The organism is Streptomyces sp. NPDC028305, from assembly GCF_055569495.1.
Genome location: NZ_JBVHTN010000002.1, coordinates 708,856 through 715,749, shown reverse-complemented (window position 1 = coordinate 715,749; position 6,894 = coordinate 708,856). Strand labels below are relative to the sequence as shown.

Annotated in this window: 6 protein-coding genes; 4 read left to right on the top strand and 2 right to left on the bottom strand. The window is 72.5% G+C overall.

Translation table 11 applies throughout. From position 1 onward, the window contains the following. The first annotated feature begins 2 nt into the window (after window positions 1-2). The 3 genes from ACZ4WQ_RS09760 to ACZ4WQ_RS09750 are packed head-to-tail and all read left to right on the top strand — an operon-like array spanning window position 3 to window position 4,285. Complete coding sequence (locus ACZ4WQ_RS09760) at window positions 3-2,327, top strand: thioester reductase domain-containing protein (protein WP_398375238.1); 2,325 nt, start codon at window positions 3-5, stop codon at window positions 2,325-2,327. Beyond that, window positions 2,324-3,466: an alpha/beta hydrolase gene (locus tag ACZ4WQ_RS09755; RefSeq protein ID WP_311723253.1), complete on the top strand. Its 1,143-nt coding sequence runs from the start codon at window positions 2,324-2,326 to the stop codon at window positions 3,464-3,466. Before ACZ4WQ_RS09760 ends, ACZ4WQ_RS09755 begins: the two co-directional genes overlap by 4 nt. 57 nt (window positions 3,467-3,523) lie before the next feature. Then, window positions 3,524-4,285: an alpha/beta fold hydrolase gene (locus tag ACZ4WQ_RS09750; protein ID WP_311723254.1), complete on the top strand. Its 762-nt coding sequence runs from the start codon at window positions 3,524-3,526 to the stop codon at window positions 4,283-4,285. 12 nt (window positions 4,286-4,297) lie between these two features. Here ACZ4WQ_RS09750 and ACZ4WQ_RS09745 read toward each other — a convergent pair whose 3' ends face one another. Then, window positions 4,298-5,005: an SDR family NAD(P)-dependent oxidoreductase gene (locus ACZ4WQ_RS09745; RefSeq protein ID WP_385337320.1), complete on the bottom strand. Its 708-nt coding sequence runs from the start codon at window positions 5,003-5,005 to the stop codon at window positions 4,298-4,300. A 103-nt stretch (window positions 5,006-5,108) separates the two neighbouring features. On the opposite strand from ACZ4WQ_RS09745, the gene ACZ4WQ_RS09740 reads away from it, so the two are divergent. After that, window positions 5,109-5,948: a helix-turn-helix transcriptional regulator gene (locus ACZ4WQ_RS09740; RefSeq protein WP_311723256.1), complete on the top strand. Its 840-nt coding sequence runs from the start codon at window positions 5,109-5,111 to the stop codon at window positions 5,946-5,948. 62 nt (window positions 5,949-6,010) lie between these two features. On the opposite strand, the gene ACZ4WQ_RS09735 is transcribed toward ACZ4WQ_RS09740, so the two are convergent. Next, window positions 6,011-6,868: a sugar phosphate isomerase/epimerase family protein gene (locus ACZ4WQ_RS09735; RefSeq protein ID WP_311723257.1), complete on the bottom strand. Its 858-nt coding sequence runs from the start codon at window positions 6,866-6,868 to the stop codon at window positions 6,011-6,013. Window positions 6,869-6,894 lie beyond the last annotated feature (26 nt).

Sequence of the window (6,894 nt, the reverse complement as noted above, 5' to 3'; positions counted from 1 at the left end):
AGATGAGTGACGAGGGACGGCGGCCGGTTGGCGAGTCGATCGAACGGGGTGGCGGCGGGCTCAGCGTGGCCGACCTGCTGGCCCGGGCCCTGCCCGGGGCCGCATCGGCACCGGTCTCGGCGTCCGCGCCGCCCGGCGACGGGCCGGCCGCCGACGTGGACGCGAACGCGAACGCGGACACGAACACCGCCGCGGACGTGGACCGGCTGGCGGAGGCCATCGCCGCCGTGGCCGCCCGCTTTCTGCCCGACGGCCGGATGGGGCCCGACACCGACTTCTTCGACGCCGGGGGCACCTCCGTCGACGCGGTGGAGCTGGTGGCCGCGCTGGCCCGGGAGTCGGGCGTGGAGCTCGCCCTGGACGATGTGTTCGCCGACGCCCGGCCGCGCCGTCTCGCCGAGCGCCATCTGCCGGCCATCGGAGCCTCCGCCCCGAGCCCGACGGCCCCCGGCCCCGCGGCCAACGCCGTACCCGCGGCCCGGACCGCGTCCGTGGGCGCCGCCGACGAGGATCTCGAGCTGGTCCTGGCCGACCTGGCCCGCGCCGACGGCCTGCCGTGGACGGGACCGCCGGAGCCCGCCGCGCCCCGCCGGATCCTGCTGACCGGGGCCACCGGCTTCCTCGGCGGCCATATGCTCCTCGACCTGCTGCGGTACAGCGACGCCCACGTCTACTGCCTGGTCCGCGCGGCCGACGAGGAAGAGGCCACCCAGCGGCTCGGCACCGCGCTGGCCGGCTTCTCCCTCCCGTGGTCCTCGGAGATCCGCAGGCGGGTCACCGTCCTGCCGGGCGACCTCCGCCGACCGCGCCTCGGCCTGCCGGAGGACCGCTGGAGCGCGCTGGCCGAGGAGTTGGACTCTGTGGTCAGTGTGGCGGCGGCGGTGGACTTTCTGCGCGGCTACCCCTCGCTGCGGCAGAGCAATGTGGCGGGGCCGCTGACTCTGGCGGAGCTGGCGGCGACCGGGCGGCCCAAGCCGCTGCACCACATCTCGTCGATCGCGGTGTTCAACCAGGTCGGCATCGCCTCCATGGGCGAGGACGACCCGCTCGCCCGCATCGACCGCCTGGTCGCGGGCTACGACAAGTCCAAGTGGGTGGCCGAGACCGCGCTGCGGCGCGCCCGTGACCACGGCCTGGTGGTCACCGTGATGCGCCCCGGGGGCATCGGCGGACACACCAGGACGGGCGCGTACAACGCCCAGGACCTCAGCAGCGGGCTGATCTCGGCGTTCGGCCGGTTCCGTACCGTGCCCGCCTTCCGCTACCTCAACGCCGCCCCGGTGGACTGGGTGAGCCGGGTGGCGGCGGCCGTCATCTGCGAACCCGCCGCCTGGGGCTACAACTACAACCTGACGGGCGTCCCGAACACCCTGGACGACGTGGTGCGGGACATGGGGTTCGGCGGCATGAACGTGACGGTGCAGGAGTGGGACGAGTGGCGGGCCGACGCCCTGGCCCGGCTGGAGGCGGAGCCGGTCCCCGGGCTGGACTTCCTGACCAGGGTGCTGCGCAGCCCGGCCGCCCTGAAGCTGTGCGAGGCGACGCTGAAGGGGCCCGAGGCCACCGGCGAGCGCACCGACGCGTTCGTCGCCGCGCACGGTCTGCCGGCCGCGACCCGGTACGACACCCAGGCGCAGCTGAAGACGTTCGAGCGGCTGGCCGGGGACGGCCTCGGCCGGCTGCCGAACCGTCAGGACCCGCCGTATCTGTGGTTCCCCGAGACGATCGAGGGCACCCTGGGCCCGGTCGGCGGGCCCGCGCACAGCGAGTGCACGCTGTCGCTGACCCTGTCGATCGCGAGCATGTACCAGCTGGTGCGGGAGCGCCGGGTCGATGTGCGCGGAGAGCTGTCCTGCGCGCTGCTGCACCCCGATCCGGTCGTGGTGGAGCGGGGCGATCTGTGGGTCCGCCCGCAGGAGGGGATACCCCTGCGCCACGGCCTGCGTCATCAACTGCTGCTCTATCGGCTGCGGTTGCGTGACGCGGACGGCCGGCGGTGGTGGCTGGAGGGCCGGAAGTTCGCCCGCGCGCGGCGCGATGTGTGGCGGCAGACGCGTGCGCTGACCGTCGAGATCGGCCGCGAGGGCGAGCCCGCGAGCCTGGCGGGCGAGGTCGTGGTGCCCGCCGACAGCTATGTGCGCGACCAGATCGACGGCATCCGGGTCGATCCGCTCCTCTCCGGCCAGGAGAAGCGGGTGGCCAAGCTGACCTGGCTGGCCTGGTTCGGCCGGGAGATGGGCCGTGGCCTGCTCGGCCCGTTCGCCCGGGTGGGGGCGGACCTGCTCGACCTTCGCCGGAACCCGACACTGACGGAGCGCGACCGATGACCCCGCTGACCTCGAGGACCCCGCAGACCCCGCGATCCCCGCGAACCCCGGTGACCCTGCGGCCGCTGTACGCCCGGCTCGACGGGGCGACCGTCGAGGAGTTCCCCTTCCGGGTCAAGGACGGCACCCTGCTCGGCCTGACCAGGGTGACCACCGGCTCATCCCCCGGCCAGGGGCACCGGCCCGCGGTGCTGCTGCTGCACGGCCACACCGCGTCCTCCGACATGTTTCTGCTGCCCGAGACCCGCAACCTGGTCGAGGTCCTGCTGGACGAGGGCTATGAGCCGTGGCTGCTGGACTGGCGGGGCAGCTGTCGGCTCCCCTACAACGAGACCGGCCGCCGCTACACCTACGACGACGTCGCCGTGTACGACATCCCCGAGGCGGTGGCGCTGGTCCGGCAGCGGATCGGCGACCGGCCGCTGTTCGTCGTGGCCCACTGCATCGGCGCGCTCTCGCTGTCGATGAGCATGGCGGCGGGCCTGGTGCCGGGGCTCGCCGGGGTGGTGGCGCACGGGGTGTTCCTGACGCCGAAGCTTGCGGGCCGGACGTCCCTGCGGATGACGCTGGCCGCCGAGTTGCTGAAGTCACGTGTCGACCACATTCCCGTGGACTTCCGCAAGGTGGGCTTCTGGTCGCGGTACACCCCGCTGTTCGCCCTGGCTTCGCGGAAGGCGAGCTGCCCGGACCCGACCTGCCAGATTCTGCACAACTCGGCCTGGGGCACGGGCGCCTCGCTGTTCGTGCACGAACATCTGTCCGCCACCACGCACAACCGGCTGGCGGAGCTGCTCGGCCCCGCGCCGCTGTGGATCCTGCCGCATCTGCGCCGGATCGAGCTGGCGCGCAGCATGGTGCGCTGGCACCACGGGGACGGCCGCTACCGGGCGCTGCCGGAGAACGCCCTGGACCAGGCCGGCCGTATCGACTGCCCCGTCCTGCTGCTCTCCGGCAGCGAGAACGGGCTGTGGCTGGACTCCCAGAAGCTCTGCCACGAGGTGCTCGCCGCCCGGCAGCCGCGGCTGGATGTGGCGTACGCCGAGGTCCCCGGCTACGGTCACCTCGACATGTTCATCGGCCGGGGCGCCGCCCTCGATGTGTTCGGGCACATCCTCGACTTCCTGGGCGGGCGCCGGTAGTCGGCCGGTGGTGAACGTTCCGTACCCGCACGCGCCACAGCCCGGAGGTCGTGACCCATGCCGCAGCTCGAAGTCGTTGGCGCCAGACTGACGTTCGACGACGAGGGTCGCCGCGACGGTGTGCCGCTGGTGTTCATCCACGGCTGGACGGCGAATCGGCACCGCTGGGACCACCAGATGGCGCACTTCGCCCCGCACCGGCGGGTGATCCGCCTGGATCTGCGCGGGCACGGCGAGAGCGACGGGGTACCGCGCACCATCGCCGAGCTGGCCGGCGATGTGCGCGCCCTGCTCGACCGGCTGGAGGTCGACCGCTTCGTCCCGGTCGGCCACTCCATGGGCGGCATGATCGCCCAGACGCTGGCGCTGGACCACCCGGGGCGGATCGAGCGCATGGTGCTGGTGAGCTCGATCAGCCGGATGGTGTACAGCCGCGGCCGCGGTCTGCTGATGGCGGCCTCGACGCTGCTGCCGTTCCGTGTCTTCGTCACGGCCAACATCCAGCGGGCCTTCGGCCCCGGCCATCCGCGCGAGGAGGTGCGGCGATACGCCCGCGCCTCCGCGACCACGCCGCGCGAGGTGGTCATGACCTGCTACGACGCGATGCGGGCCTTCGATGTGCTCGACCGGGTCGGTGAGATCCGGACGCCCACCCTGCTGTTGCACGGCTATCACGACATCCAGCTGCCGGTGTCGCAGATGCTGCGGATGGCCAAGGGCTATCCGGACGCGGTGGTACGGATCCTCGACGCGGGGCACGAGCTGCCGCTGGAGAGCCCCGCCGCGGTCAGCTCGGCCGTCGAGTCGTTCCTGGGGTGACCGCCCGCCCCGTTACCAGGGGAGGGGGCCTTCGGCGTCGAAGTAGCCTCCGGTCGGGCCGTCGGGGCCCACCTGTGCCATGCGGACGATGATCTCGGCGCCCTCCTCGACGGTCTGTGTGCCGGTGTGCCGGTTCAGGTCCGTCGCGGTGTAGCCGGGCTCCACCGCGTTGATCCGCATCTGCGGGAACGCCTTCGCGTACTGCACGGTGATCATGTTGACCGCGGTCTTCGACGTCGGGTAGGCGACGCCCGGGTAGGCGTACGTCGGTGTGTCCGGGGTGGTGACCCGGGTCAGCGAGGCAAGGCCGCTGCTGACGTTGACCACGACCGGGGCGGCGGACCGCCGCAGCAGCGGCAGGAACGCATGGGTCACGCGCACCACGCCGAACACGTTCGTCTCGAAGACCGACCGCATCGCGTCGGCGGTCGCCTCCGCCGCGCCGATCACCCGTCCGTCCGGCTCCCGCGCTTCGACGCCGGCGTTGTTGACCAGCACATCCAGTCCGCCGTCGGCCTCGACGGCCTTCGCCGCGGCCGCGACGGACGCGTCGTCGGTGACATCGAGGAGGACCATCCGCGCGCCCAGCCGCTCGGCGGCCCGGCGCCCGCGCTCGGCGTCCCGGCTGCCGATGTAGACGGTGTGACCTGCTGCGACGAGCCGACGGGCGGTTTCGAAACCGAGCCCCTTGTTGGCTCCGGTGATGAGTGTTGTCGTCATGCCTCCAGGGTGCGGCGGGGCGGTGCGGTCAGCCAGACGTCCCGTGTTCCTGGGACTACCGGTACCAGGCACATGTGCGGCGCGGCGGTGCACACTGGGCTGCATGGCGACAGCGGAGTTCGGGCAGGCGGTGCGCCGTTGGCGCGACCGGGTGGCACCCGAGGCCGCGGGGCTGCCCGCCGGCGGGCATCGGCGGGCGCCGGGGCTGCGCCGCGAGGAGCTGGCGCTGCTGGCCGGGATCTCCGTCGACTACGTCACCCGCCTCGAGCAGGGCCGCGCGTCCAACCCGTCGGTGCAGGTCGTCGAGGCCCTGGCCAGGGCGCTGCGGCTGGCGGGCGCCGAGCGCGCCCATCTGTTCCGGCTGGCCGGGCTGGCGCCGCCGGGGCCGGACACGATGCCCGCGCTCATCACGCCGAGCGTCCAGCGGCTGCTGGACCGACTGACCGGGACCCCCGTCGCGGTCTTCGACGCGTCCGGGACGCTGCTCCTGGCCAATCCGCCGTACGCGGCGCTGATGGGCGACCCGTCGGGGTGGCGCGGCCACCAGCGCAACGCCGTGTGGCGACACTTCGTCGGCCCGGGCGGCCGGACCCGGCACACTCCGGAGTCGCTGCGCGCGTTCGAGGCCACGCTGGTCTCCGACCTGCGCGCGGCTGCGGACCGCTACCCGGCCGATCAGCGGCTGGGGCGGCTGGTGGCGGAGCTGCGCGCGAACAGCGACCGGTTCGCCGAGCTGTGGGCGTCCGGCGCCGTCGGCCGCCACGAGGCCGCACGCAAGATCATCGATCATCCGCGCGTGGGCCCCGTGACGCTGGACTGCGACGTGCTCACCGTGGCGGGCAGCGAGCTGCGCATCATGGTCTACACGGCCGAGCCCGGCACCGAGGACGCCGAACGCCTCGCGCTGCTCACCGTGCTCGGCACCCAGGATCTCGTCGGGTAGCCGCCCACGGCGGAGGTACGGCGGCGGGCGTGGCCACCCGGCACGGTGGCCACGCCCGGCCGTCATGACGAGGCGGCCAGATATTCGTCGATCGTGCGGCGCATGAACACCGAGGACTCCTTCGCCCGCTCCTCCCAGGCGAACACACAGGCGGTCAGGGTGCCGTCGAAGCCGCTGTCCCGCAGCTCTCGGAAGAGTTCGTCGAAGTCGACCTCGCCCTGCCCGATGTCCAGGTGCTGATGGATGCGGGCGGGGGTGCCGGGCGGGTTGAGGATGTAGCGGTTGCCGGAGGACGCGGTGTGGTCGAAGGCGTCGGCCAGGTGGACGTGGGTGAGCAACTCCCCCGCGTACCGGATGATGCCCGGGGCGTCGTTGCCGATGTGGAAGGTGTGCGGGGCGCAGTACAGGAAGCCGACGCCCGGGTGGTTGATGCCGCGGATCAGGTTGATCGCGTCATAGCCGTTCTCGATGAAGTCGTCGGGGTGCGGCTCCAGGGCGAGGTGGATGCCCTCGCGTTCGAACAGCGGCAGCAGTTCGTCGAGCGACTTCCAGAACTGCGCCTCGCTGCGGTCGCTCTGCTCGGGGCGGCCGTTGAGCTCGGAGATCATGCTGGTGACACCGAGGTCGGCGGTGATCTGGATCGCGCGTTTCCAGTAGCGTACGGCCGCCTGGCGGTCGTCCTCGTCCGGCCCCGACCAGCGGAACAGGGGCAGGACGGAGGAGATGCCGACGCCCGCGGAGTGCAGCGCCTTGCGGAACTTCGCGACCGTGCCGTCGTCGACGCGCGGGTGCCGGAAGAAGGGGATGAAGTCCTCCCGGGGGGAGAGCTCGATCCACTCATACCCCAACTCCGCTACGACGGCAGGGAGTTCGAGCAGCGGGACGTTGCGGATCATATAGGGGTCGAGGGCGATCTTCATGGTGTCGGCGGGTTTCCCTTCGCGGC